The sequence below is a fragment of the Trichlorobacter sp. genome (assembly GCF_030247655.1).
Classification (GTDB): Bacteria; Desulfobacterota; Desulfuromonadia; order Geobacterales; family Pseudopelobacteraceae; genus Trichlorobacter.
In genome coordinates, this window is record NZ_JAOTRZ010000027.1 from 1 (window position 1) to 24,758 (window position 24,758).

Consider the following 24,758-nt stretch of genomic DNA (forward strand, 5'->3'; position numbering starts at 1 on the left):
GCTGTCGTTATAGTAGATGTGGGATGATATAGGAACTGTATGAACTGGCAGATTCAGCAAATACTGCGGCGTAGACGTGCCGCAGAGACAGGTGCCATCCCGGCTGGGCGTGGAGGGGCGCTCTCGGTCTGTCTGGTCTATCCTAATCACTACAGCGTGGCCATGAGTAGTCTGGGGTTCCAGGCGGTCTACAAGCTGTTTAATGATCAGCCTGATCTGGTCTGTGAACGTGCATTTCTGCCGGATCGGGATGAGCTTGCTCTTTATGAAAAATCAGGTGATACGTTGGTCTCATTTGAGAATGAGCGTCCCTTGTCTGATTTTGATCTGATCGCCTTTTCTGTCTCCTTTGAGCCGGATTTTATCAATATCCCCCGTATTCTCAGGCTGGCGCGTATTAGCGAGCTTTCTGCGGAACGCGGTGCTGCTGAACCGTTGGTGCTGGCCGGTGGGGCTGCTTTCTTTATCAATCCAGAACCGGTAGCTGATTGTATTGATCTGATTGCCGTGGGTGAAGGGGAAACACTGATACCAATCCTGGCTGATTTTCTGGTTCAATATCAGCAAACAGAACGTCGCGAACTGCTCCGGGAAGCTGCTGATTTGCCCGGCATCTACGTGCCCTCACTACCATCTTCAAGCCCGATAGCCCGGCTCTGTGCACCCAAAGAGTCTCCTCCCTCCTGTTCTGTTGTGCTGACTGATGAAACAGAATTTGGCAACATGTATCTGGTGGAGGTCAGCCGGGGATGTCCGCGGGGGTGCCGTTTCTGTGCTGCAGGTTTTGTGTATCAACCATTCCGCCAGCAACCGCTGGAACTGCTAAAGGCCGCAGTGTGTGAAGGGCTTCAGCATCGTAAGACCATCGGTCTGGTTGGTGCAGCAGTGTCTGATCACCGGGATATTGAGGCGCTCTGTGAATTTGTTGTCCAGCAGGGTGGCTCTCCGTCGTTATCATCGCTACGGGTAGACCGGCTGACCCCATCGATGCTTGAGCTGCTGGCAAAATCAGGTCATCGCACGATCTCTCTCGCCCCTGAGGGGGGCTCTCAGCGGATGCGTGATATGATCAGGAAGAATCTGACTGATGAGCAGATCCTTGATGCTGCAGAGGCAGTTGCCCGGGCTGGTATTCTGAACCTGCGCCTGTATTTTATTATAGGTTTGCCAGGGGAAACTGATGAAGATCTGGAAGCGATGGTGCGTCTGACCGCTGCTATCAAGGATCGCGTGCTTGAGCAGGCCCGTGCGCACAAACGGTTGGGAGAAATCACGCTGTCGGTGAACCCGTTTATTCCCAAACCGTTTACGCCGTTGCAGTGGGCAGGTATGTGCCCGCTGGATGAGTTAAAGCATAAGGTGGCCTGGCTTGAAAAGCAGATCCGGCCGCTTGCTAATGTCAGGCTTAAGGTGGAAGAGCTGCAAGGGTGTGTTCTGCAGGCGTTGCTTTCGCGGGGGGGGCGGGAACTGACTGATCTGGTTCTGAAGATGTCAGAGGGGCTGAACCTTAAAAAAGCAGCCAAGGTCTGCGCTATCAATACAGAGCACAGTGTTACGACAACGCTTCCCGTGGATGCCGTACTGCCTTGGGATGTTGTTCATTCAGCCGAGCGTACCAGGCTTGAAGCAGAATATCGCGCAGCTATGCAGGTGATCGGGGTGAGTGTATGAAGCAGTGCAGTATTTGTGGTGCAGAGTATGATGAAAATGCCGAAATATCATCCGTGTTTCATGAAGCCGGTGAGTGGTTAGCCGAGGAGGTCTGGAAGGATGGTGGAGAACTCTGTCCTCAGTGTCTTGAGAACCGGGCGCAGCTGGCTATGATGTATGCCCATGATTGTAACCAATAAAAACGGCCTCCATTTGGAGGCCGTTTTTATTGGACTGTGGTAACGCCGGGCTCTAGTCTACCGATTTTCTCAGAAAGGTGGGGATGTCATAGGCATCCTCATCATCAAAGGAAACTGAGCCGACATGCCGTGTTGGGCGGGGCCCATCAGCCTTCTGACGCTGATCGCGAATGAAGGTAGGTGTCTCAATGCTCACAACGGTATTAGGTTTTGCAACAGCGGCAATGCTGCTGAAGCCACGATTCCGTTCAGTCTCACCGAATTTATCGCCAAAGCCCGTCACAATGGCCGTTACCTTGATGGTCTCTCCCATGGTCTCATCAATCACCACACCGATGATAATGTTGGCGTCTTCATGGACCTTCTCGTGAACGGTCTTGTTGACCGCATCAAAATCATCCATGGTCATGCTGGAGGAACCGGTGATGTTAACCAGTACCCCTTTGGCGCCAGAGACATCAATGTCTTCAAGCAGCGGTGAAGAGATCGCCTTGATGGCGGCCTCTATGGCGCGATTATCGCCTTCAGCAATACCGATACCCATCATGGCCATGCCACGTTCACTCATGATTGCTTTAACGTCAGCAAAGTCGACGTTGATGAAACCAGAGGTGGTAATCAGATCTGAAATGCCCTGCACAGCCTGGCGCAGTACATCGTCAGCAGGTTTAAAGGCATCCAGGATGCCAAGTGAGCGGGGAGCAATACTGATCAGGCGGTCGTTAGGGATGATGATCAAGGAATCAACATGCTGCTTCAGTGCGCGAACCCCTTCATCAGCCTTGGCCATCCGCTGCTTGCCTTCACGGGAGAATGGTTTGGTGACGATACCGACAGTGAGTGCGCCAGCTTCACGGGCTGCCTCGGCAATAACCGGCGCAGCACCAGTACCGGTGCCACCCCCCATGCCGGCAGCAATGAAGATCATGTCGGCACCCTTCAGCATATCAACCAGTTTGTCTTTATCTTCAAGAGCAGCATCGCGACCCACATTGGGGTTGGCGCCTGCACCAAGACCTTTTGTCAGTTGACCACCCAACTGAATTTTTACCGGTGCCTTTGAGGAGCGGAGTGCCTGGGCATCAGTATTGGCAACAATAAATTCCACCTTGTTCATGCCGCTGGTCACCATGGTGTTAACGGCATTGCCGCCGCCACCACCTACGCCAATGACCTTGATGACCGCACTCTGCTCGATGGTCTCGTCAAATTCGAACATCCGCTCCCCCTTGTGTAGAGTCAATATAAGTTGTCAGGGCTGCCTCAAAACTGGTGCGATCCCTTTTGTCTCGTAGATTTCTTTAGAAAAATTCTTTGAACCAGCTCTTCATCCGCCGGGTGGTGGTATTAAAGATGCTGTCTTCCGATTTGGCTGCTGGAAATTCACGTGGGCCCTGGTTGCGGCTTCCGTACACGATGAGTCCGACTCCTGTTGAATAAACCGGTGAATTAACTACATCGGTAAGCCCGCCAATCTTCTGTGGCAGACCGCGTCGAACAGGGAGATTGAAGATTTGCTCAGCCAACTCAGGCATCCCCTCAAGTATACTCGATCCACCGGTAATTACAACCCCGGATGCAATGGAGTCTTCCAGTCCTGACTTGATAATTTCACGATTTACCAGTGAAAACAGCTCTTCTACGCGGGGACCTAAAATTTCACATAAAACATTTCTGGACAGCTCACGCGGTTTGCGGCCACCAACGCTGGGAACCTCGATTTTTTCATCCTTGCCCACCAGAGCCGACAGGCAGCAACCTTGGTTGCGTTTGATCTTTTCTGCCTCAGCAAACGGCGTACGCAAACCTACGGCAATGTCATTGGTCAGTTGATTACCACCAAGGGAGATGACCGAGGTGTACTTGATGGCGCCATCACAGAAGATGGCGATATCAGTGGTGCCGCCGCCGATATCAACCAGGCAGACCCCCAGCTCTTTTTCATCTGCTGACAGTACCGCCTCAGAGGATGCCAACTGCTCAAGCACAATATCGGCAACATCCAGTCCGGCACGATTACACGATTTAACGATATTCTGGGCGCTGGCAACCGCACCGGTGACAATATGCACCTTTGCTTCAAGTCGGACACCACTCATGCCAAGCGGTTCACGGATGCCGTCCTGCTCATCAATGATGAACTCCTGGGGCAGGATGTGGATCACTTCCCGATCCATCGGGATGGCGATTGCCTTGGCAGCGTCAATCACCCGCTTGACATCTTCCTGTGAAACCTCACGGTTCTTTATGGCGATCACACCCTGGGAATTGATCCCTTTGATATGGCCGCCGGCAATACCGGCGTAGACTGACTTGATTTCGCAACCAGCCATCAGTTCGGCTTCTTCAATCGCCTTTTTGATTGAGGTAACCGTACTTTCAATATTGATGACCACACCCTTGCGCAGGCCGCTGGATGGGCTGGTGCCAATACCGACAATCTCAATGCCATCCTCGGTATGGTTGCCGACAATGGCACAAATTTTGGTGGTGCCGATATCAAGTCCAACAATCAGGTTATCTCTTCTGGCGGACATAGTATTCCTCCCCTATAAGCGTTGAACAATCGATTCAACCCTTTTTAACTACGATCCGGTCGCTGTAGTCCAGGTCAATATACTGCAGCCCCGGTTGTTGTGTCATAAGATTTTGGTAAATACGTGAAAAGCGTTGCAATTTCATGTCGAAATCATCGGTTCCGATCTTTACAGGCAGGGCACCGGCAGTGGTATACAGGGTAAAACCGTGGCCCCTATCGTAATGAATCTCCGACACATCCGCAAGGATAAAGGAACCATGCTGCTTGAGTGCCTCAATCAGATTTGATGCGGTTTTCAGGGCCTCTTTGGTTGCTGTTGGATCATTGTTCAGATCATCTTCAGCAATACCGGTTACCACGGGGAAATCAAGGCTATCCCCAAAGTTTAAGGGCTTAAACGGTTCTCCCTTGTCATCCAGATAATAGAGGAGTCCCATGTTGATGACTGCCACCGGTTGTCGTTCGCTGACACTGACGGCAATGGTGCCAGGAAAGAAGCGTTGCACCCGTACCGAAGCGACCCAGGGGTTGGAGGATACCTGCTGGCCGATGCTCTTCAGACGCAGTGTCAGCAGGTTCTGGCCCGGTGTGACGCCGGTCAGGGCAACAATCTCTTCATGGGTCAGTCGTTTGGTGCCACGTACCTCAACCTTCTGCACCGGAAATGGCGTTGACTGCATCAGAGCGTGGATTGAGGCTGCTATCAGTCCACCCACCAGCAGTGCCAATCCTGCGCGGCTGCCGATTCTGATCAAAGGTAGCAGATATTTGCGAAGATCGACCGGTTCTTTCTTGACCTTGAGCCTGTTCGACGCCACCTTTTTGTTCTTGGGGGGGCTGCCGATGTGTCGCAGGTCGGTCATCATGCTGCGTTACTCACCTTGGTGCTTGCTGATTTGAGAATCCGTTCAACCAGCTGTTCAAAGGAAAGTCCGGCGCCTTTTTGAGCGATTTCAGGTAGCAGTGACAGGGCGGTCATGCCTGGCAGGGTGTTCACCTCCAGCAGATAGCAGTCACCTGCTTCGGTTACCAGAAAGTCAACCCGGCAGTAGCCATCACAGCCCAGCGCCTGGTGAGCCTTCCGCCCCTGTTGCTGCACTTTATTATACAGGGCATGATCCAGCCTGGCTGGAAAGAAATGTTCAGCCATGCCGTCGCTGTATTTTGCTTCAAAATCGTAGAACTCTTTCTTGGGAACAATCTCTATGGCACCGATCGGCTGGTTGTCCAGAATTCCGACCTGGACCTCCTGGCCTTTAATGTACTGTTCTATCAGCACCATTTCATCGTAGCGAAAGGCATCATCCAGGGCAGCCTGCAGCTCTTCGGCTTTTTTAACGATTGAGACGCCGACTGAGGAACCTTCCTGCACCGGCTTGACTACAGCAGGCAGGCCAAAGGGAAGGGTTTCAGCACTGCAGCTTTCACCACGACGTAACGCAATGTAAGGTGTGATGGTTAGTCCGGCAGCAGCAAAGGCCTGCTTGCTGTACAGTTTATGCATGGCCAGGGCGCTGGCCAGTACGCCGGAACCGGTGTAGGGAATCTGCATCAGTTCCAGCAGACCCTGGATGCAGCCGTCTTCGCCGTAACGACCGTGCAGGGCAATAAAGGCAACTTCAATTTTTTCATCACGCAGTATAGTTGCCACTTGGTTGCGTACATCAATGGCGGTGCTGTCATAGCCCAATGCCAGAAGTGCCTGATGAACCGCCATGCCGCTTTTCAGCGACACATCCCGCTCAGCTGATAGTCCTCCCATCAGTACGCCGATCTTTTTCGCCTTCATGGCTCCTCCCCCACAATCCGCACTTCTTCTTCCAGCTGTATTCCTGTGGTTGCCAGCACTGCCTGTTTCACCTTTTCAGCCAGCTCCAGACAGTTTGTGGCTGTTGCGTTACCACGGTTGATCAAAAAATTGCTGTGTAACTCTGCCATCTGAGCCCCGCCAACGGTCTGTCCTCGCATCCCGGCAGCGTCAATCAATCTCCAGGCTGCCTGACCCGGTGGGTTCTTGAAAAATGATCCGGCACTGGGATAACCAACACTGTGCTTGGTGCGTCGCAGCTCAAGATCCTTACGAATCTCTTCCTCGGTACATGCGGGATCTGTCGGCTCCAGTTGCAGAATCGCAGCCAGGATAATATCACCTTGCTGCAGGTCAAGTCGGCGATACCCATACTCGATCTGGCTGTGGTCTACGTCCTGCACAGCTCCATGACGTAGCAAACAGAGTGAATCAGCATGGTTCAGCAGACCATTGCCATAGGCACCGGCATTCATCCTGATTGCGCCGCCAATGGTGCCGGGAATGCCGGAGATAAAACCGATGCCACCTAACCCAAGCTGTTGTCCGAAACGAACCACCTGCAGATTTTCTGCCCCTGCCCAGGCCTTGATACAGCCATTGCCAAGGGCTTCCAGTCTATTCAGGTGTTCAAGGGAGATCACCGCGCCTCTGATACCGCCCTCCCGCACCAGCAGGTTATAGCCGCCTCCAACTACCATGCGGGGTACCTGATTCACATCCAACCAGTTGACCAGCAGCAGCAGGTCTTCCAGGTCTTCAGGCACCGCATACAGGTCTGTTGGCCCCCCCACTTTCAGGGAGGTGTGGCGGCTCATCAGCTCATTCTGGAGCAGTTCACCGCAGAAGCCCGGGCATATCTGGCCAGAAAGGCTCATTACAGTTTTTTCACCAACTCTTCACCGGCCTGCCAGATATTGCCGGCTCCCAGGGTGATCACGATGTCGCCTTCTTTGACGATCCCGGCCAGGTGATCAGGCAGGTCATTCCGGTCAGCAATGTAGGTCACGTCCCGTTGGCCATGGCGGCGAGTCTCTTCGGCCAGACGTTCTGCGGTAACGCCGGGGATCGGCTGCTCACTGGCAGCATAGATATCGGTCAAGACAAGCACGTCGGCATCGTAGAAGCAGGTCACAAATTCGTTGAACAGCTCCTTGGTGCGGCTGTAGCGGTGGGGCTGGAATGCCACCACCAGACGTCGATCGGGCCAGCCGTTGCGGGCTGCCCCCAGGGTGGCCCGGATTTCAGCAGGATGATGGCCATAGTCATCCACCACCATGATCCCGTTTTTCTCGCCTTTAACCGTAAAGCGGCGCCCAACACCGCCAAACTGGGCAAAACCTTCCTGGATCTTGTCAAACGGTACATCCAGCTCCAGTGCCACAGCGGTACAGGCCAGGGCGTTCAGTACGTTGTGGGCACCAGGCATGTTGAAGCTGATCTCACCAAGGCGGTAGCCTTTGTAGTGGGCGGTAAAAGAGGTCTGGAATCCATCCAGCTTGACATGGGTGGCACGCAGGTCAGCCTGGGACGAGAGGCCGTAGGTCATAAACCGCTTCTTGATCCGGGGGATGATCTCGTTAATGTTGCGGTCTTCCTGGCACAGCACCGCTAGGCCGTAGAATGGCACCTTGTTGATAAAGGAGACGAAGGTGTCTTTGATCTGCTCCAGACCGCCGGTATAGAAGTCCAGGTGGTCGGCATCAATATTGGTGACCACCGCAATGGTGGGGGAGAGGGTCAGGAATGAACCATCGGACTCATCCGCCTCTGCCACCAGAAATTTGCCCTGTCCCAACTTGGCATTACTGCCCAGGGTGTTCAGCTTGCCGCCGATGACGATGGTCGGATCGATCCCGGCATGGGTCAGTACCGTGGCTACCATTGAGGTGGTGGTGGTCTTGCCATGGGTACCGGCAATGGCGATGCCGTACTTCATCCGCATCAGCTCTGCCAGCATCTCGGCCCGCGGGATGACCGGCACCATGCGATGCTTGGCCTCAATCACTTCAGGGTTGTCGCTTTGTACAGCTGTTGAGGTGACCACTACATCCACGTTGGTCAGGTTTTCTGCGGCATGGCCGACGCAGATCTCGCCACCAAGACTGCGCAGTCGCTCGGTGGTCTCGCTCTCCCTCAGGTCAGAACCGGATACCTTATACCCCAGGTTCAGCAGCACTTCGGCAATGCCGCTCATACCGATGCCGCCAATACCTACGAAATGGATCTTTTCTATATTTCCGTACATGGCTGTACCCCTTCCAGCATCTGGTCAACAATGACCTTGGCCGCATCCAGGCGGGCCAGGGCTGCTGCATTCTCGCCAATCAGTTTCAGCGTATCGCGGTTCTCCATCAGTCTGGCAATGGCGTTGGACAACCCGTTGCCGCCGATCTCCTGTTCCACCAGCATTTCACAGGCTCCCTTTTTCAGCAGGGCCTCGGCGTTCTTGCGCTGATGGTCATCAGTGGCATGGGGGAACGGCACAAACAGGCAGGCCTTGCCCAGTGCCGTGACCTCTGCAATGGTAGTCGCTCCTGCCCGGCAGATGATCAGGTCTGCCCGGTGGTATTCCGTTGCCATATCATCAATAAACGGGCGGACGTCCGCCGCAATGCCGCTTTCCTGATATGCTGCCTGCACCTGTTGCAGGTCAGCCTCACCGGTCTGGTGGGTGATCTTCAACAGAGCACGCTGTTGTTGATCCAGTTGAGCCACCGCCTTGGGTAACTCCACGTTCAGGGCGTGGGCGCCCTGGCTACCACCAAAAATGAACAGTTGAAACGTTTCACTCTGTTGCTTTTCCTGCAGGTTTTGGGTCAACATATCCACTATCTGTTTTCTAAGCGGATTGCCGGTCAGCAAGGTGCAGTCCTTGGGAAAGAACAGTGCCGACTCCTCCAGCGAGATGAAGACCTTGTTGGCAACCCGTGACAGCACCTTGTTGGACATGCCGGGCAGGGCGTTCTGCTCATGTATGTAGCGTGGAATCTCCATACCCCGAGCAGCCATAACCATCGGCAGGGAGGCGTAACCACCCACCCCAAGCACCAGATCCGGTTTATACTGCTGCAGGATCTTGCGTGACTGGGCATAGCCATAGAGCATCAGGGCAGCCCCTTTCAGCTTGGCCAGGCTGCCTTTGCCCCGGATACCGGCGGCTGAGATCAGTTCCAGCTGATAGCCCAGACGCGGTATGGCCCGTGACTCTATTCCCCGCTCTGACCCGACGAACAGCACCTGGTTGGCGGGATCTCGAGACAGAAATTCTTCTGCCACTGCAATACCGGGAAAAAGGTGTCCGCCAGTGCCGCCACCGGCTACAATCAGTTTCATGTTGCTTCCTTCCCGGTCAGCGGAGCCAGCTTCAGCCCGGCTGAGATGTTGAGCAGAATCCCTACGGCAAACAGGCTGATCAACAATGAGCTGCCTCCGTAGCTTAAGAATGGCAGGGCCAGCCCCTTGGTTGGGAACAGTCCGGTCACCACCGCCATGTTCACCACTGCCTCGATGGCAAATAGCACGGCGATCCCCAGTGCCAGAAAACGGCCAAAGGTATCCTGGGCTGCCATGGCGATCCGCATTGCCCGTTGCACCAGGATAAAGAACATGCCGATGATAACGATCACGCCGATGAATCCCAACTCCTCTCCTATCACTGAGAGGATGAAGTCGGTGTGGGCCTCCGGCAGGTAGAACAGTTTCTGTTTGCCTTCTCCCAACCCCTGACCAAAGAAACCGCCAGCGCCAAAGGCATATTTCGACTGGATAATCTGCCAGCCGATACCGGTTGGATCCTGCTCCGGGTTCATAAAAGCCTTGATCCGTTTCAGACGGTAGGCTGAGTTAACCACCAGATAGACCACAAACGGCATCGCCACCATGCCGCTGCCCAGAATGAATATCAGCCGTGTGCCGGCAGCAAACAGCATGGTGATGGTGACGGCTGCCAGGGTCAGGGCCGCTCCCATGTCCGGCTGTTTCAGCAATAGACCCAGCAGGATCATCAGTACCACCATGTAGGGCAGAAAACCTGCTGACAAGAGGCGGATCCGGTCCTGCTTTTTGTCAATCGAATAGGCCATGTACATGATCAGTGCGATCTTTGTAAACTCCGATGGCTGCAGGTTAAAACCGGGCAGTCTGATCCAGCGTGAAGCGCCCTTGACTTTGCCGCCAATACCGGGAATCAGCACCAACACCAACAGGATCAGACTGAGAAACAGCAACGGCACTGCCCAGCGCCGCCAAACCTGATAATCGATCCGCATGGCAACCAGAGCACCAGCACAGCCAACCAGCGCAAAGATCCCCTGCCGCTTTAAAAAATAGGCACCATCATGGAAGTTCTTGGCTGCCATGACCGATGATGCCGAGTAGACCATCACAATACCGAAGCTGGTCAGCGCCACCACCATCAGCAACAGCACCAGATCATACTCTGCCAGATTGAATGGTTTGCGCAGGAACGCAAACATCGCCTAAAGCCCCTTTACCACAGCTATAAAACGCTGGGCACGTTCTTCGTAATCCTTGAACATGTCAAAGCTGGAGCAGGCCGGTGATAACAGTACCACATCACCCGGCGCAGTCAGGCTGGCGCAGAGCTGTACTGCCTCTTCCAGTGTTTGGGACCTGTGAGTTGCAGCGAAGCCACCTAACTCTTGCTGCATCCGCTCGGCTGCCTCGCCGATCAGCACCAGATGCCTGACCCGTTGCTGCACCAGTTCTGCCAGCGGTGCGTAGGAACCACCCTTGTCCTTGCCGCCAGCGATCAGGGTGATGTTCTCAAAACTCTCCAGTGCCTTGGCAACACTGCCCACATTGGTGGCTTTACTGTCCTCAAAGTAGCGTACCCCTGCCACCTCACGTACAAACTCCATCCGGTGGTGCAGTGCCTCAAAATGGTTTAGCAGCTCCAGGCTGGTGTCATGCTGGCATCCTAATAACAGCGTGCAGGCCAGGGCAGCCATGATGTTCTCCAGATTGTGCACCCCCTGTAGCCTGAAATCTGCCGTTGGGAAGCAGAGTTCGTGTCCATTGTGACGATAGACCAACTCTCCTTCGCGCCAGAACATCCCTTCAGTAAGCTCGTGTTTGCGGCTGAACGGAAATAGCTGTGCCTTGAGTGACTGGGCAGCCTGCCAGACCAGCTCGTCATCCCGGTTAACCACAGCAAAATCGTCTGCTGTCTGATTTTCAAAGATCCGCAGCTTGGCGTTGATGTACTCCTGATACCCCTGATAGCGGTCCAGATGGTCTTCAGTGATATTCAACAGTGCCGCTACCTTTGGACGGAAACTGCTGATCCACTCCAGTTGGAAGGAGCTGATCTCAGCTGCAACCCGCTCCACTGTTTCACCGGAAGCAGGCAGGTCAATCAGGGGATCGCCGATGTTACCGCCTACATAGGTGCTAAAACCATTGGCCTGGAACAGCTCACCAACCAGGGTGGTGGTGGTAGTCTTGCCATTGGTGCCGGTTATGGCCACCAGCGGTGCTGTGATAAAACGGCTGGCCAGTTCGATCTCGCTCACCACGGTAACCCCTGTTTCTGTTGCCTTGCGCAACAAGGGGTGTTCCTGTGGCACGCCGGGGGATACCACCACCAGATCAGTTGCCGTGAAATCAGCCTCATCATGGCGTCCCAGTACAAAGCGGATGTCCAACCCAGCCAGTTCAGCCAGTACCCCGGCCAGGGCAGTCTCATCCCGCATGTCAGTGGCTGTTACCCGTGCTCCCTGCTGTGCCAGAAAACGTGCAGAGGCCACGCCGGTTTTGGCGAGGCCCATGACGGTTATTTTTGTATGTTTCAGTTCCATGTCAGCGCATCTTCAGGGTTGAAATGGCCACCAGGGCCAGGATAATGGTAATGATCCAGAACCGGACAATGATCTTGGGCTCTGCCACCCCCTTTAGCTCAAAGTGGTGGTGGATCGGTGCCATGCGGAAGATCCGTTTGCCCCGGTATTTGTACGATCCGACCTGGAAGATCACGGAGAGCGCCTCAATCACAAAAATACCACCCACAATCACCAGCAGGATCTCCTGTTTGGTCAGCACCGCAATAACCCCCAGCGTGCCACCCAATGAAAGTGAGCCCACATCACCCATGAATACTTCTGCCGGATAGGAGTTGAACCAGAGAAACCCTAAACCAGCACCCACCATGGCCCCGCAGATTACTGCCAGTTCACCGGCGCCAACCACACGGGGGATCTGAAGATAGGCTGAAAGGGTCGCGTGACCGGCAATATAGGCAAACAGCATGTAGGTGGCGGCATTGATCGCCACCGGCCCGATCGCCAGGCCATCCAGACCGTCAGTCAGGTTGACGGCGTTACTGGCCCCCACGATTACCAGGGTGACAAACGGGATAAAGAATATCCCCAGGTCCGGGTGGAAGTTCTTGAAAAACGGCACATACAGCATCTCGTTAAAGCCTGGGTTAATGTAGAGGAATACGGCCACGCCGCCTGCCAGCAACACCTGCCAGAACATCTTCTGCCTGGCCGAGAGCCCTTTGGTGTTCTTCTTTACCACCTTGAGGTAGTCATCCATGAAGCCGATCAGACCATAGCCCACGATGATAAACAGGGTCAGCCAGATATAGACGTTGGTCAGGTCAGCCCAGAGCAGGGTTGGCAGGATGATAGCCGAGAGTATGATCAGGCCGCCCATGGTGGGGGTGCCCTGCTTTTCAAGATGTGATTCCGGCCCATCGGTGCGGATTACCTGTCGGGCCTGTAACCCTTCCAGTTTACGGATGATCCAGGGCCCCAGTACAAAGCAGACGATCAGGGCCGTGATCATGGCGTAGATGGTTCTGAAGGTCAGGTACTTGAAGATGTTCAGGATCTTCAGATTGGATGCCAAGGGGTAGAACAGGTGGAAGAGCATAGGTGTTACACCTCCTGACGATCTGCAGCCCGAAGCAGAGCGGCAATTTTTTCCATCTTCATTCCCCGTGAACCCTTAACCAGGATCAGATCACCCGGGCCTGCCTGCTTAATAATATCATTGGCAATTTCCTCATGGCTTGCTGCAGAAACAATCGCATCTGCACTCATGCCTGCCTCTTGTGCGGCGCTGGCGGTCTCTTTGGTAAGGGTACCCAGCAGGTAGAGCCGGTCAGCAACCGAAGCCGCCTGCATGCCTAGCTGGCGGTGCAGCTCCAGCTCATCTTTGCCCAGCTCCAGCATATCTCCAAACGCGGCGAGTACACGATTGCTGCCCTTGACATCCCGCAGGGTTGCCAAAGCAACAGCGCAGGAGGCAGGGTTTGCGTTGTAGCTGTCATCAATCAGTAGCCTGTTGTTGGACAACTGCTCAAGATGGAACCGACCGCTGTAGGGAATAAATGCCTCAAGCCCTTCGGCAATGGTCTCCAGGCCGACCAGATCCAGTAGTCCCGCTGCTGCAGCCAGGGCGTTGTAGATATTGTGCTGCCCCAGTGCCTTAAGCTGGATCTGGATACTGCCTTTGGGAGTAACCAGCTTGAATGTCTGTCCCTCGGTGCCGATTGCCTGGATCTCTTCAGCGCGAACTTCCCCGCGCCGGATGCCGAAGCTGATCCTGCGGGCTGAAGGGTTTTGATGCAGGCTGGCAATACGGGGGTCGTCGGCATTCACCACTGCAAGACCGCCATCCTGAATCCGGTTCAGCAGCTCGCCTTTGGCCAGTGCCACCGCCTCGACACTGCCCATGCTCTGCAGGTGGGCTGGATAGGCGTTCAGGACGATACCGATTGAAGGGCAGGCGATCTCTGCCAAGCGGTCAATCTCACCCGGTTCGCTCATCCCCATCTCCAGAACAGCCCAGCAATGTTCCGGCTTCAGCTGAAACAGCATCTGTGGCAGCCCGATCAGGTTGTTCAGGTTACCGCTGGTCTTCAGTCCTTGATCAACCTTGCTAAGGATAGCCGCCAGCATCTCTTTGGTGGTGGTTTTGCCGTTGCTGCCGGTAACCCCGATCATAGTCAGGGCAAACCGCTTTCTGAAGGCAGCGGCAAGATCGCCCAATGCCCGCAGGGTGTCCTGAACCGCGATGCAGCTTATGGTTGCTGGTGGTTGCTGATGCTGTAGCCATGACTCACTGCAAAGGCTGGCGACAATGCGCCTGGCGGCCAGTCCGTTAATATAGTCGTGCCCGTCAAACCGGTCTCCCTGTAACGGCACAAACAGCTCACCAGGTTTTATGGTTCGTGAGTCTGTCGAGATGCCGATTATTGGCCCGGTCTCAGGTCCGATCAATCTGCCATTGGTGATGCTTGTCAGTTGTTCTGGGCTGAACATGTCAGATCCGCTCCCTGAAGGCGTTGGACGCTTCTTCCCGGTCATCAAAGTGGTGTTTGGTGGTGCCGATGATCTGGTAATCTTCATGTCCTTTGCCGGCCAGCAGTACAATATCTCCCGGCTTGGCCAGTCGAACAGCGAGTCTGATCGCCTCACGGCGGTTTTCAAGCATGACAAAACCCTTGTCTGAGGCGGCTGTCGAGAGTTCCGCCAAGCTGTATTCTTTCAGTTCCAGTGGAAGAATGCCTTCCCGGATCTGGCGCAGGATCTCGTGGGGATCTTCGGTGCGCGGATTGTCTGAGGTAACAATAGCCAGATCTGAATAACTGGCGGCAATCTGTCCCATGATCGGGCGCTTGCCATTATCACGATCTCCGCCGCAGCCGAATACGGTAATGATCCTGGCACCGGCCAGATCTTTCAGGGTGCTTAAGACATTTTCAAGGGCATCGCCGGTATGGGCGTAGTCAACCAGACAGGTCACACCTGAACTGTTTTCAACACGCTCCAGTCGTCCCGGTACGGTGGTATGCTGTTCAATCCCCTGTACAATGGCTTGGAGCGGCAGTCCTAGCGCTACTCCTGCAGCGGCAGCTGCCAGGATGTTGGAGAGATTGAATCCTCCCAACAGCCGTGAATGAAACGGTAGCTCCCCCTGTGGCGTCGCAAGAATAGCGCTGATTCCGTCAACTGAAGAGTGCATCTCACGGACAGTCACCTCAGCACCCGCGGCACGGCCATACCGGATTACTGGACAGGCGCTCGCCCGGATAAAATCCTCTGCAGCCGGATCATCGGCGTTAATGACGGCATAACGTAATGGGGTGTCGGTGTCCGGCTTCAAAAGGTCGCTGAACAGACGCTGTTTAGCGTTGCTGTAGGCCTGCATGGTGCCGTGGTAGTCCAGATGGTCACGGGTCAGGTTGGTGAAAATACCGACATTAAAAATTGCGCCATCAACCCTGTGCTGTTCAAGGCTGTGGGAGGAGACCTCCATAACAAACGCCTTTGCGCCTGCATCGGCCAGCTGCCGAAAGATGCCCTGCAGTTCAGTGGATTCCGGCGTGGTATGGCTGGCCTCGATACAGGTGTTGCCAAAACGGTAACTGATGGTACCCAACACGGCAGCAGGCAGACCGGCAGCGGTGAGGCTCCCTTCCAGCAGGTAGCTGGTAGTGGTCTTGCCATTAGTGCCGGTGATACCAATCAGCGGCAGATCCCGGGTAGGTTCTCCGAAAAAAGATGCCGCCATCAGTGCCATCGCCTGCCGCCCGTTCGCCACCTGTATCCAGGGTATCTGTTCAGGTGCATAGGCCGGGTCTTCCAGTACAATGGCTGCTGCACCGGCAGCAATGGCCTGGGGAATAAAGCGATGCCCATCAATTTTGGTGCCATGCAGTGCAAAAAAGAGCGTGCCTGTTGCCACCTGGCGGGAGTCACAGGTAACTGCCGAGACCGAGACAGACAGATCACCGTTGCTTGCTTGTAGCGGTAGTTCATGCAGTAGTTGTTCAAGTCGCATATAGTGATTCCTTATACCGCAGGTACCAGACGGACCCAGATCTCATCCGAGCCACGGATAACCTGCCCTGGCTGCGGATGTTGTTCAATGACGCGACCGCTGCCACGCAGTTGCAAATTAAGCCGCCGCTTTTCCATTACCTGCAGGACACGCCGCATACTCATACCCCTGAAGTCAGGCATGGGAGTTCCTGCGCCGGCAACTTCAATGCTGCCGCCTTCTTCAGCATCTGCTGCAGTCTGCGGTTTTGCCGTGGGTGCCGGTTGTGCCGGTGCTGCCTGTACGGTTTGTGTCTTGGGCAGTTCACAGGCCTTGCCGACCCCGCCTGCTTTCAGGTAGCACAGAGTATTAAAGGCTATTTCACGGAATGCCGGAGCAGCAACCACCCCGCCATAGGGGCTGGTGGTCGGCTCATCAATAACCACCAGAATGGTTAGGAGCGGCTTTTCAGCCGGAACAAATCCGATAAACGAGGCGGTCCGTTTGTTGGCGGAATAGCCCTTGGTAACCGGGTCAACCTTTTGGGCTGTGCCGGTTTTACCTGCCACCCTGAAGCCATCTATGGCGGCATTGGTGGCGGTGCCACCCTTCTGGGTTACCCCTTCCATCATCTGGCTGATGGTTGCAGCAGTTTGGGCTGAGATCACCCGACGCACGGTTTGTGGCTCAAAGCGCTGCAGTTCCAGCCCCGTACTGTCGGTGACTCGCTCCACAAGGTAGGGCTTCATCAGCAGGCCGCCATTTGCCACTGCAGAGGTTGCAGCCACCAGCTGCAAGGCTGTTGTTGAGACCCCCTGGCCAAAGGAGATGGTGGCGATATCAGTGCCATACCAGCGGCTGACCGGACGCAGGCCTCCGGAGGCCTCACCAGGTAGATCAACGCCGCTCTTGTCGCCAAAGCCGAATGCCTTCAGATAACGGTGAAGCCGGTCATCACCCAGCTTGAGGCCGATCTTGGCTGATCCGATATTACTGGAGTATTTTAAAACCTCTGCAACAGAAACCCTGCCGTGGGGGTGATCATCCCTGATAATCCGGCCGCCAAAGGAATAACGACCGTTTTCACAGTTGATGCCGTCACGGGGGGTTACTATTTTTTCTTCAATGGCGGCAGAGAGCAGAAAAACCTTGAAGGTTGAACCGGGCTCAAAATTGTCGCTCACACAGCGGTTACGCAGATTAAGCGTAGGATACTGTCTGAATGAGTTCGGGTTAAAGGTCGGGTAGTTGGCCATGGCCAGTACCCTGCCGGTCCAGGGGTCCATCACCAGCGCCATACCGCTTTTCGCCCTGCTGCCTTCGACAGCCTTGGCAAGCTCTTTTTCCGTGAAATACTGGATGTTCTTATCCAGCGTCAGGTAGAGATTTTTGCCCGGAGCCGCATCCTGCACCACCGCACTTCTTACGGAAACATCCCGTCCCAGGGCATCCCGCTCGGTGAGCAGGTAGCCGGTTTTTCCCAAAATGGTGGCGTCATAACGACGCTCTAATCCTTCCAGACCTCCGGGATCCATACCGGTAAAACCCAAGACATGGGATGCCATCTCAAAGTTGGGATAGAACCGCTTATTCTCTTTGACAAAGCCGATACCAGACAGCTTCATCTGTTTGATCTTCACTGCGGTTTCTGGAGGCAGTTGACGGGCAAGCCAGGCAAAGCTTTTCTCCGAATCAAGTTTGCGTTGCAGTTCCTGCCGGGGGATCTGGATAATCGGGGCAAGGGCTGCTGCTGTCCCTGCAGGATCACTGATCCGCTTGGGTTCGGCATACAGTGAATCCATTTCCAGTGAGACAGCCAGGGGTGCGCCGGTCCGGTCAAAAATGCCGCCACGCGCCGGTATAATCGGAATTGTGCGGTGATGCTGCCGTTCTGCCAGCTTGACCAGTTGATCATGTTGAACTACCTGCAGGTAAAAGCTGCGTACCGCGACAGCAAGGAAGCCGAAGGCAAACAGGCAGGAGACCATGATGATCCTGACCCGTGCCCATTTTTCCTTGTCGTTTTTCATGTTCTGCTCCCGGCATCTGCTTTGCTGCGGATCATTTTACCAAGATTACCTGCTGTTCCTGGGGTACAATCATGCCCAGATCACGTTTTGCAATGATCTCGATTCTCGCAGGTGTTTTGAGCGATTCAGCCTCAAGTTTTAGCCGTTTTTGTTCCTGCTCAAGCTCTTTGAGCTGACGGCTTGACTCACCGATCTGGAGATTGAGTTCAATCAACCGGAAGCGCGACCAGACGTGAAAAATGGATACCACTGTCAGCAATACCATGCAGATCATCAGGAACTTGACAATATCCATCCGGCGTGGGGCCAGATCAGTCCCCAGATGTCCGGGAAAGGTCAGTTTGGAACTATCGGTTTTTACCATGCCCATAGATGAGCCCTCCTTTCGGGACTACCCCAGTTTTTCAGCAGCCCGCAACTTGGCGCTGCGTGCGCGGGGGTTGAGGTCAGTTTCTTCTGCTCCGGCAATTATTGGTCGTCCGGTCAGAATACGCAGCTGCGGTTTTTTGTTGCAGACACAGTACGGCATCCTGGGGGGGCAGGTGCATCCGGTTGCTGCCTCACGAAACAGGTGTTTTACGATCCGGTCCTCAAGTGAGTGGAACGAGATCACGGCAATACGGCCACCCGGTTTCAGAGCTGCTATTCCTGCGCTAACCCCCTGCTGTACCTGCTCCAACTCCTGATTGACCGCGATCCGTAGCCCCTGAAAGGTGCGGGTTGCCGGGTGAATCCGGTCTTCGTGAAAACGACGTGGAATGGTGCCAGCCACAAGATCAGCCAATTGAAGCGTGGTGCTAATCGGCGTTTCCTGGCGGACCTGCACGATCCTTTGAGCTATTTTCCGTGCCCAGCGTTCCTCGCCGAACTCCTTGATGATCTGTTCCAGTTCCTGTTCTGAACATTCCTGTAGCAGGTCTGCGGCAGAGTCACCACGGCTGCGGTCCATCCGCATATCCAGGGGGCCGTCAAGCCGGAAGCTGAAGCCCCGCTCATCGGTGTCCAGTTGGTGTGACGATACGCCAAGGTCCAGCAGCAGGCCGTCAAGTGCGCTGATCCCTTCCCTTTTCAACAACTCGGCCAGATCTCCAAAACTGCCTTGTACCGGTTTAAAGCAGGAGCCAAAATGACGAAGCCGTTCAGATGCGGCAGCCAGGGCTGACTGGTCCCGGTCAATACCTATCAACAGGCCATCCGGCCCGATCTGCTCCAAAATCAGCTGGCTGTGGCCTCCGCCACCCAGGGTGCCATCCAGATAAACACCGCCGGGGCGAGGGGCCAATTGTTCAATAACCTCTTGAGCCAGCACGGACAGGTGATGAAATTCTTCCATCTATATGCCAAGCGCTGCAAGTGCAGCCGAATCCTGCGGGAAGTTGCGTTCATCCTGTGCATTGATTCGGGCGTAGGTCTCGCTGGCCCAGATATCAAAGCGTTTGCCCATACCGACAAAGTACAAGTCGCGGCCAAGGTTGGCATGAATTCGAAGTGCGGGCGGGATCAAGACCCGCCCCAGCTTGTCTGCGGTGCATTCCTGAGCCGGTCCCAGCACCAGACGTTTCAGGCTGTTGAGTTGTGCCAGTGGCAGTTCACCTTCATTAGCCTGAATCTTTTTTTCCAGTTCCTGCCATTCATTCAATGGATAGACGGAAAGGCCGCGACCGTAACTGCCATCATCGAAGTCCACAGGGGAAGCCTTGGTAACGACAAAACGCTCGTCACCAAACTCCGTTACCAGTACCTCCCGGAATCGTGCCGGGATGCTGGTACGCCCTTTTGCGTCGATGGTAGTCAGGCTTTCGCCGCCAAACATTGATGGTCTCCTCAGGTTTTATTTGCCACTAATTTCCACTTTTTTCCACTTTGTGGCAAAACTATACCAGTAGTCAAGCCGCTGTCAAGAACAAAACTTTTATGGTTTTCATTGTTTTGTGCCTGTGCCGAATAATCGCAACTTTCCAGCTTTATGGCTTTTTTGGCGTTTTAATGGTGTGCCTCCTGGGCCGGGGGCATACAAAGACGGATAGGGATGCAGCTAGTCGGTTGGGACGGGAACAGATTTGCGTAATTTTGTTGACAGCTGAATTCCGTTCGGCTATTTTCCGCCCCATGTAAAGGGGAGTAGCCACCGGCCGGAGAAATGGCCGACCCATAATCCGTCAATACGGCCAACCGGTCCGGATATGGGACGAGAAATCGACCGCAAGACCTTTACCCACGTGTGCAATCGCACGCCGTGGGTAAAGGTCTTTTTTATTTTCCGGTGTAACCGGATTGTAGAGCAGTTTATCTGCCATACCCCAAACAGAGGAGGTGCACCATGCCACACCGCCAGAAAGCAGCCATCAAAGAACCGCGCAAGCAAGCCAAAGCGCCAAAGTCTGAAAAGACATCAAAAAATCTGATCAGCCTCAAGCTGTCAGATCAGGAACGTCGGATCATGGAACGTATAACCAGGGCAACATCGAAAGACGCGTCTGAAATTATCCGGGAAGCCTTCAGCTTCTGGGTGGCAAAGCGTCAACGGCTCTGCCTCGACATCTGAGCTGGTTCACTGTTTAAAACCATGGATAGTCATGAGCATCTGCATGCAGGCATGCAGGTAAGTAACATCAAATTTCAGGGGAGATAGCACATGTCGAACAAGGCACGAGACAAACATCCGCTACGGCATATCATTTCATTCAGGGTCAGTGATCAGGAACTTAAGGTACTCAAAGCCCTGGGCGGTAAACGGGCAGCAAAACTTTCCAGCATATTGCGCCAACTGGTTAAACAGGTATGCAACGGTGAACGGTGTAACGGCAAACAGTTAATCACCATGCAGCAGACCTGTAACGGGTAACCTCTATGCGGTCTCTTTTGTTGGTACTTGCATGTACAGTGCTGCTGGCACTACCCATAATCATGCAATTGGCTAAATATTGAGGGGGAAGCAATGTTGCACACAATAATTGGCTGGCTGATTGAAACTATCGGCACATTGGGTTACCCCGGCATCTTTCTGCTGATGGCGGTAGAAAGCTCTGTGATCCCGTTTCCCAGTGAAGTCGTCATGCCGCCGGCAGGATATCTGGTTTTTCAGGGCAAGATGAACCCCTGGCTGGTTGTTCTGGCTGGTGGACTCGGCAGCCTGGTTGGGGCCTACGCAAACTACTATGGAGCCCTGTATCTGGGGCGGCCTCTGCTGTTGCAGTATGGGCGCTTTGTGGGGCTTGCCGAGGTTAAGCTGGATAAGGCGGAACTGTTCTTCCGCAGGCATGGTGAAATTTCTACCTTCATCGGCAGATTATTGCCGGTTATCCGGCAGTTGATCTCAGTGCCGGCTGGCTTGGCACGGATGAACCACGCCCGTTTTGCACTTTATACCGCCCTGGGTGCTTCCATCTGGTGTGCAGTCCTTACCTGGGTAGGGTATGCCATTGGAGACAATCAGCAGCTGATCATGAGCATGTCACGGCAGGCAACGGCATGGGCAATCGGTTTCTGCCTGCTGATACTTACAATCTATCTGCATCTGCAGCGGCAAAGAAGCAACGCAGGTAACCTGCTTCCGGTTACGTCATCTACAAAGCAGTCAAAGGAGAACCAGCCATGAAATGTCCTGTTTGCCCGGAAACAAACCTTGTGATGTCAGAACGTCAGGGAATTGAAATTGACTATTGCCCCAGCTGTCGAGGTGTCTGGCTTGATCGCGGTGAGCTTGACAAAATAGTTGAGCGCTCAGCTCAACAGGAGGCTCCTGCTCCACCACCGCAACAACAGGCGTACCAGCAACCGCCACCACAGCAGCACTATGGTCACTATGCCGATAAAGACCACTACAAGCATGGCCATGGGCATCATTACAAAAAGAAAAAATCATTTTTTGAAGAATTGTTCGACTAGCACAAACAGAGCCGGTAGCTGAAAAGCAGGTGCCGGCTGTTTAAGAGAAAGGATCTGCTGATGTCGTCACACGTCGTACTATGGAGTGCTTTTGCCCTTCTTGTCGTCATAATGCTGGTAATTGATCTTGGTATGAACCGCAAAAGTCACCAGGTTTCATTCCGGGAAGCGCTTGGTTGGAGTCTGGTCTGGGTAGGTCTTGCCCTGGCATTTAATGTCGGTATCTACTTCATGATGGGCAAGCAGCCGGCACTGGAGTTCCTGACTGGCTACCTGATCGAAAAGTCCCTGTCAGTGGATAACCTGTTTGTCTTCATCATGATCTTTACGGTCTTTGGTGTGCGTGGCGAGTTGCAGGCACGGGTGCTGAAATGGGGTATCCTGGGCGCCCTGGTCATGCGGGTGATCTTCATCTTTGTGGGTGCAGAACTGCTGCAACGCTTCCAGTGGCTGTTCTATATTTTTGGTGCAATTCTGCTCTACACCGCCTGGAAGATGGCCTTTGGCCCCAGCCATGAAATGGATCCAAACAAGAATATTATCGTTCGTTTCGCACGCAAGTTCCTGCCGATGACCAAACGCATCTGGGGTGACTGGTTCTTTACCCGGCGGGTGGGACTCTGGCTTGCCAGTCCGCTTTTCATGGTGCTGCTGGTGGTGGAGGCAAGTGATCTGGTCTTTGCGCTGGACTCCATACCGGCCATCTTTGCCATTACCCTTGACCCGTTTATCGTGCTTACCTCCAATGTCTTTGCCATCATGGGTCTGCGAGCACTTTACTTCCTGCTGGCAGGTGTGATGGGGATGTTCATCTATCTTAAGTACGGCATCTCCTTCATCCTTGGATTCGTTGGTATCAAGATGATCCTGATTATGCTGGGGGTTCATATTCCGATTGCAGTGTCATTGGGCACCATCGTGCTGAGTCTTGTTGCTGCTATTGTGGCATCACTGCTTGTCAACGCGGCACCGATAGCTGCCCCCAAGACAGATCTGCCGGAAGAAGCATGATCTATCAACGGGCACTTGTCGAAAAACAACATAGTATACAGATACGCAGCGGCAGAGCTTATGAAGAAAGCGACAGCCTGAAACCATCCCAATAGAGGAGACACCATAATGGAAAACAATTCTACAACATCCGCCACCCCGGACAGCACTCTGGTAGGCATTCTGACCGGCAGCCCCAATGATCTGCCCACCGTTGTCAAGGTTCGCGACACCCTGACCGAACTCGGCATCAAAAGCGAGATTATCGTCGCTTCTGCCCACCGCACTCCGGACAAGGTCTTTGCTTATCTGGAGCGTGCTCACCGCGAAGGGGTGCAGGTGCTGATCGGTTGCGCCGGGGTTGCCGCCCATCTGGCCGGCGTTGTGGCCGGACACACCCGGCTGCCGGTGATCGGCCTGCCACTTGGCAATGGGCCGCTTACCGGCCTGGACAGCCTGCTGTCAACGGTGCAGATGCCGCCAGGGGTGCCGGTGGCCACCGTGGCCATTGACGGGGCACGTAACGCAGCAATGCTGGCAGCCCGAATACTGGCTTTGAAATACCCGGAAATCGACCGGGCTCTGGAGGTGGCTGCAAGGCGTGAACGTGAACGCTACGACCTGACCGCCGACGAAGCTTTGGCAAAACTAACTTCCTGAACTGACAATAGCGGAGGTGTATTTATCATGAAAGATCTGGAACGCTTCATAACCGGTTTCCGCAGCTTTCAGAAAGATTATTTCGGCTCCGAGATCCCGCAGTTTGAGCCGCTCAAGCAGGGGCAGAGTCCAAAGACCATGATCATCGGCTGTTCAGATTCACGGGTTGATCCGGCCATCCTGACCAACTGTGCCCCTGGTGATATATTCACGGTTCGCAATGTTGCCAATCTGGTGCCTCCTTACGAGGAAAATGGTGGTCTCCACGGCGTGAGCGCGGCGCTGGAATTTGCCGTATGCCACCTGGGGGTGGAGCATATCATTGTGCTGGGCCACTCCCAGTGTGGAGGCATCAATGCGCTTATGGCAGGCAGTTGCGGCTGCAAAGGCGGGGGATTCATCTCCCGCTGGATGTCTATAGCCACCCCGGCCAGAGAAAAGGTGCTGGCGGAATTGCCGGGAAAGGATGCCAAACTGCAGCAACGGGCTGCTGAGCAGGCGGCTATTCTGCTCTCGCTTGAGAATCTCCGCACCTTCCCCTGGATCGAACAACGGGTAAAAGACGGCGCCCTGTCGCTTCATGGCTGGTATTTTGATCTGAATGCCGGGGAGCTGTCGGAGTATCAGCCAGCCTTCGGTCTGTTCCATAAAATCAACTAACTAAAACAAGACGCTTTCAGCATGGGAAAACCACTTAATTGAAAGGATTTCTATCTTCATGAATATAGAAAAAGGCGCAGACAAGGTTGTTAAAACCCTGCGGGTACAGGTCACCGACAAACCCGGTTATCTTGGCTACTTGACAACTGCCATCGGCAATGAGCGTGGTAATATTGGCGACATCAGGTTGATCAGTTCCGGGCTTACACATAATCTACGTGAAATATCGGTGTACGTTGATAATGACAGTCATCTGGAACGGATAGTAACGGCAGTTGCCAGCGTTGAAGGCGTTATTCTTGAGGAAGTGGTTGATATGGTGGAGAAGGTGCACCTTGGCGGAAAAATTGCCATGAAGAGCCGCTCTCCCATCACCTCACTGGGGGATGTGCGCAAGATCTACACTCCCGGGGTTGCATCCATCTGTCGTAAAATCCAGCGGCAGCCTGAACTGGCAGCCAGATATACCGGCATCAGCAACAGCGTAGCGATCATCACCAACGGCACCGCAATTCTTGGCCTTGGGGATATCGGCCCGG

The 24,758-nt window shown here is 54.2% G+C and carries 26 protein-coding genes; 10 read left to right on the top strand and 16 right to left on the bottom strand.

Annotated features, from left to right (window positions below; genetic code table 11):
- Positions 1-39 precede the first annotated feature (39 nt).
- Together OEL57_RS04040 and OEL57_RS04045 are read left to right on the top strand one after the other, a co-directional pair.
- On the top strand, positions 40-1,671 hold the full coding sequence (locus tag OEL57_RS04040) for a radical SAM protein (RefSeq protein ID WP_300737406.1): 1,632 nt from the start codon (positions 40-42) through the stop codon (positions 1,669-1,671).
- Complete coding sequence (locus OEL57_RS04045; RefSeq protein WP_300737408.1) at positions 1,668-1,850, top strand: hypothetical protein; 183 nt, start codon at positions 1,668-1,670, stop codon at positions 1,848-1,850. The genes OEL57_RS04040 and OEL57_RS04045 overlap by 4 nt, the downstream gene beginning before the upstream one ends.
- Before the next feature lie 52 nt (positions 1,851-1,902).
- On the opposite strand, the gene ftsZ is transcribed toward OEL57_RS04045, so the two are convergent.
- The 16 genes from ftsZ to mraZ form a co-directional block, all read right to left on the bottom strand.
- Positions 1,903-3,069: a cell division protein FtsZ gene (gene ftsZ, locus OEL57_RS04050; protein ID WP_300737411.1), complete on the bottom strand. Its 1,167-nt coding sequence runs from the start codon at positions 3,067-3,069 to the stop codon at positions 1,903-1,905.
- 82 nt (positions 3,070-3,151) lie between these two features.
- The gene (ftsA, locus tag OEL57_RS04055; protein ID WP_300737414.1) at positions 3,152-4,387 is read right to left on the bottom strand and encodes a cell division protein FtsA; all 1,236 of its coding nucleotides are present in this window, start codon (positions 4,385-4,387) and stop codon (positions 3,152-3,154) included.
- Between the two features lie 34 nt (positions 4,388-4,421).
- The gene (locus OEL57_RS04060; RefSeq protein ID WP_300737417.1) at positions 4,422-5,255 is read right to left on the bottom strand and encodes a cell division protein FtsQ/DivIB; all 834 of its coding nucleotides are present in this window, start codon (positions 5,253-5,255) and stop codon (positions 4,422-4,424) included.
- Entirely contained in the window at positions 5,252-6,178 is a 927-nt protein-coding gene (locus OEL57_RS04065; protein ID WP_300737420.1) for a D-alanine--D-alanine ligase, read from the bottom strand. The genes OEL57_RS04060 and OEL57_RS04065 overlap by 4 nt, the downstream gene beginning before the upstream one ends.
- Entirely contained in the window at positions 6,175-7,074 is a 900-nt protein-coding gene (gene murB / locus OEL57_RS04070) for a UDP-N-acetylmuramate dehydrogenase (protein ID WP_300737425.1), read from the bottom strand. The genes OEL57_RS04065 and murB overlap by 4 nt, the downstream gene beginning before the upstream one ends.
- Positions 7,074-8,444: a UDP-N-acetylmuramate--L-alanine ligase gene (gene murC / locus OEL57_RS04075; protein WP_300737428.1), complete on the bottom strand. Its 1,371-nt coding sequence runs from the start codon at positions 8,442-8,444 to the stop codon at positions 7,074-7,076. Before murC ends, murB begins: the two co-directional genes overlap by 1 nt.
- Complete coding sequence (murG, locus tag OEL57_RS04080; protein ID WP_300737431.1) at positions 8,429-9,532, bottom strand: undecaprenyldiphospho-muramoylpentapeptide beta-N-acetylglucosaminyltransferase; 1,104 nt, start codon at positions 9,530-9,532, stop codon at positions 8,429-8,431. Before murG ends, murC begins: the two co-directional genes overlap by 16 nt.
- Positions 9,529-10,674 (bottom strand): putative lipid II flippase FtsW, encoded by a 1,146-nt coding sequence (ftsW, locus tag OEL57_RS04085; protein ID WP_300737434.1) that lies wholly within the window; start codon positions 10,672-10,674, stop codon positions 9,529-9,531. The genes murG and ftsW overlap by 4 nt, the downstream gene beginning before the upstream one ends.
- 3 nt (positions 10,675-10,677) lie before the next feature.
- Positions 10,678-12,018 (bottom strand): UDP-N-acetylmuramoyl-L-alanine--D-glutamate ligase, encoded by a 1,341-nt coding sequence (gene murD, locus OEL57_RS04090; RefSeq protein WP_300737436.1) that lies wholly within the window; start codon positions 12,016-12,018, stop codon positions 10,678-10,680.
- Between the two features lies 1 nt (position 12,019).
- Positions 12,020-13,096, bottom strand: coding sequence for a phospho-N-acetylmuramoyl-pentapeptide-transferase (gene mraY, locus OEL57_RS04095; protein WP_300737439.1), 1,077 nt, complete (start codon positions 13,094-13,096; stop codon positions 12,020-12,022).
- A 5-nt stretch (positions 13,097-13,101) separates the two neighbouring features.
- Positions 13,102-14,490: a UDP-N-acetylmuramoyl-tripeptide--D-alanyl-D-alanine ligase gene (locus OEL57_RS04100; RefSeq protein ID WP_300737442.1), complete on the bottom strand. Its 1,389-nt coding sequence runs from the start codon at positions 14,488-14,490 to the stop codon at positions 13,102-13,104.
- 1 nt (position 14,491) lies between these two features.
- Positions 14,492-16,012, bottom strand: a complete 1,521-nt coding sequence (locus OEL57_RS04105; protein ID WP_300737448.1) for a UDP-N-acetylmuramoyl-L-alanyl-D-glutamate--2,6-diaminopimelate ligase — start codon at positions 16,010-16,012, stop codon at positions 14,492-14,494.
- Between the two features lie 11 nt (positions 16,013-16,023).
- Entirely contained in the window at positions 16,024-18,021 is a 1,998-nt protein-coding gene (locus OEL57_RS04110) for a penicillin-binding protein (protein WP_300737451.1), read from the bottom strand.
- Positions 18,022-18,052: 31 nt separating this feature from the next.
- Entirely contained in the window at positions 18,053-18,391 is a 339-nt protein-coding gene (ftsL, locus tag OEL57_RS04115) for a cell division protein FtsL (protein ID WP_300737454.1), read from the bottom strand.
- Between the two features lie 21 nt (positions 18,392-18,412).
- Positions 18,413-19,354 (bottom strand): 16S rRNA (cytosine(1402)-N(4))-methyltransferase RsmH, encoded by a 942-nt coding sequence (gene rsmH, locus OEL57_RS04120; RefSeq protein ID WP_300737457.1) that lies wholly within the window; start codon positions 19,352-19,354, stop codon positions 18,413-18,415.
- The gene (mraZ, locus tag OEL57_RS04125) at positions 19,355-19,834 is read right to left on the bottom strand and encodes a division/cell wall cluster transcriptional repressor MraZ (protein WP_300737460.1); all 480 of its coding nucleotides are present in this window, start codon (positions 19,832-19,834) and stop codon (positions 19,355-19,357) included.
- Between the two features lie 507 nt (positions 19,835-20,341).
- Here mraZ and OEL57_RS04130 point away from each other — a divergent pair.
- From OEL57_RS04130 to OEL57_RS04165, 8 genes are all read left to right on the top strand, one after another.
- A complete protein-coding gene (locus OEL57_RS04130) occupies positions 20,342-20,566 on the top strand; it encodes a CopG family transcriptional regulator (protein ID WP_300737462.1) in 225 nt (74 codons plus the stop codon).
- A gap of 90 nt (positions 20,567-20,656) precedes the next feature.
- Positions 20,657-20,866: a hypothetical protein gene (locus tag OEL57_RS04135; protein WP_300737467.1), complete on the top strand. Its 210-nt coding sequence runs from the start codon at positions 20,657-20,659 to the stop codon at positions 20,864-20,866.
- Positions 20,867-20,962: 96 nt separating this feature from the next.
- Entirely contained in the window at positions 20,963-21,619 is a 657-nt protein-coding gene (locus OEL57_RS04140) for a DedA family protein (RefSeq protein ID WP_300737478.1), read from the top strand.
- Entirely contained in the window at positions 21,616-21,909 is a 294-nt protein-coding gene (locus tag OEL57_RS04145) for a zf-TFIIB domain-containing protein (RefSeq protein ID WP_300737470.1), read from the top strand. The genes OEL57_RS04140 and OEL57_RS04145 overlap by 4 nt, the downstream gene beginning before the upstream one ends.
- Before the next feature lie 60 nt (positions 21,910-21,969).
- Positions 21,970-22,920: a TerC family protein gene (locus tag OEL57_RS04150; protein ID WP_300737472.1), complete on the top strand. Its 951-nt coding sequence runs from the start codon at positions 21,970-21,972 to the stop codon at positions 22,918-22,920.
- Positions 22,921-23,028: 108 nt separating this feature from the next.
- Positions 23,029-23,559, top strand: a complete 531-nt coding sequence (gene purE / locus OEL57_RS04155; protein WP_300737474.1) for a 5-(carboxyamino)imidazole ribonucleotide mutase — start codon at positions 23,029-23,031, stop codon at positions 23,557-23,559.
- A gap of 27 nt (positions 23,560-23,586) precedes the next feature.
- Positions 23,587-24,219, top strand: coding sequence for a carbonic anhydrase (locus tag OEL57_RS04160; RefSeq protein ID WP_300737476.1), 633 nt, complete (start codon positions 23,587-23,589; stop codon positions 24,217-24,219).
- 58 nt (positions 24,220-24,277) lie between these two features.
- Positions 24,278-24,758: ACT domain-containing protein (locus tag OEL57_RS04165; RefSeq protein ID WP_307726429.1), on the top strand; the 481-nt coding region annotated here is incomplete at its 3' end.